This is a genomic window from Gilliamella sp. Fer4-1 (assembly GCF_001690515.1).
Taxonomy (GTDB): domain Bacteria; phylum Pseudomonadota; class Gammaproteobacteria; order Enterobacterales; family Orbaceae; genus Gilliamella; species Gilliamella apicola_C.
On sequence record NZ_LZGZ01000288.1, the window covers coordinates 1 to 1,918 of the forward strand.

At 33.5% G+C, this 1,918-nt stretch carries 2 protein-coding genes and 1 pseudogene; all 3 read left to right on the forward strand.

The genetic code is table 11. From position 1 onward, the window contains the following. Positions 1 to 524, forward strand: a pseudogene (gene sbcB / locus A9G30_RS09905) (exodeoxyribonuclease I); the annotation flags it as partial. Between the two features lie 101 nt (positions 525 to 625). Next, a complete protein-coding gene (locus A9G30_RS09910; protein ID WP_081295802.1) occupies positions 626 to 1,081 on the forward strand; it encodes a CidA/LrgA family protein in 456 nt (151 codons plus the stop codon). Beyond that, positions 1,078 to 1,767: a CidB/LrgB family autolysis modulator gene (locus A9G30_RS09915; RefSeq protein ID WP_065567554.1), complete on the forward strand. Its 690-nt coding sequence runs from the start codon at positions 1,078 to 1,080 to the stop codon at positions 1,765 to 1,767. The genes A9G30_RS09910 and A9G30_RS09915 overlap by 4 nt, the downstream gene beginning before the upstream one ends. Positions 1,768 to 1,918: the final 151 nt, after the last annotated feature.

Here is a 1,918-nt window from a genome sequence, read left to right on the forward strand (position 1 = left end):
ACAAATGCCCTATTGTTGCTCCGTTAAAAACACTATTACCCGAAAACGCAACAAGGTTTGATATTGATATAGAACAATGTTTAATCAATCAACAACGGCTATTGCAAAATCAAACAATATTGCAAGATAAAATGAGAGAATTATTTGCAATAGATAATCATTTTTCGATTAGTTCTGATGTTGATGGTCAAATATATAGTGGTTTTTTAAATAGCCAAGACAAATTACGCTGTGAAACTATTCGAACAACACCGCCACATTTATTAGACAGCTTATCATTCACATTTGATGATCCTCGCTTAGCAACACTATTTTTTAGATATAAAGCACGTAATTACCCACAAATACTAACAGAGCATGAACAGATTATTTGGAAGGATTATTGCCGCGATAAATTTAATATCCAAAAAATTCAAGATTATTTACTAACCTTAGAACAGCTTGCGGAAACTTATATAGAACAGCCGGAAAAGCTTTTAATACTAAAACAACTTTATCAATATTGTCATTATTTAGTTGGATAATTAGATTTGACGGGCGTATGATATGCTTTATTCAATTTATGTCAACGCTAACTACAGGCATATAGTCATAATTAAAAATTAAGATTAATAGCATTCACGTTATGAAACATTTTTTAGCGAAGCACGCCACAATAAGACATCGACTTTATTCTTTGTACTATACACTGTTCAGTTATAGCCGAGGGTTGATTATACTGACTATTTGCTTATGGGCAGGAAACATTATTTCTAAAATATTACCGATAATGATCCCTGGTAGTATTATCGGTTTGTTGATTCTATTTTTCTTACTTGCTTTTCAACTTATTCCTACTTGTTGGATTAAAAATAGTTGTAACCTTTTCATGCGTTACATGACATTACTTTTTATTCCCGCAGCTATGGGAATAATGGATAATTATTCACTCTTATTGCAAAACTGGATACCTATAATATTTAGTAGTGTAGGAGGATCATTTATTGTACTGCTACTAACTGCATTTTTAACTGAACATTGCCATCGCTTACCAACTAAGAGCTCAATTGTTGAATCCGAAAAAAAGGAGAATAGACCATGATATGGATGTTACCTTTAACACTTGGGGTTTTTCTCATTGTTCGTCGGGTTGCATTGAAACTAAAAAATCCGCTATTCAACCCTTTAGTGATTTCAGTCATTGTATTAATTCCAATTTTACTAATAACCAACACAAGTTATGTGGAATATGTTAGTAACATACAAATTATTAATGACTTATTACCTTACTCCGTGGTTGCTTTAGCCTACCCTTTATATGAATTGATTCCACAAATCAAAGCGCGTTGGAAATCGATAATGCTTATTACCTTTACCGCATCAATTGCTTCAATGATAACAGGCGTTTGTATTACATTTTGGTTAGGTGGTAATGATGAAATAGCCGCATCAGTTTTACCAAAATCAGTTACAACAGCAATTGCAGTGACTATTGCCAGCAATCAGGGAGGAATTCCGTCAATTGCAGCATTATGTGTAATACTTGTTGGCACATTAGGTGGTATATTTGGGCATCAAATATTAAATTTATTTAAAATAAAATCGGCCTCAGCTAGAGGATTATCTATTGGTGCTGTATCGCATGCTGTTGGTACTGCTCGTTGTATTGAAGTAGATTACAACGAAGGCGCCTACAGTTCGTTATCTTTAGTATTATGCGGTATTATGACATCATTGACAGCGCCTTTTTTATTTCCAATAATGGTAATTATTTTTGACTGGTTATAGCATGAACTTAAAAAAGCTTATTGCTTATTTTACTGGATTGTGCTTGATTACAATGTCTGCAATATTGGGGTTAGACTATTGGATCAGCTACAAAACGGCACCTTATATTTACCATGATGAAAACAAACTGCCATACCGTCCGATCGGTGTG

Bases quoted from the DNA above. Each gene is read 5' to 3' on its own strand.
- A9G30_RS09910 (WP_081295802.1), top strand. From the start codon at position 626: ATGAAACATTTTTTAGCGAAGCACGCCACAATAAGACATCGACTTTAT.
- A9G30_RS09915 (WP_065567554.1), top strand. From the start codon at position 1,078: ATGATATGGATGTTACCTTTAACACTTGGGGTTTTTCTCATTGTTCGT.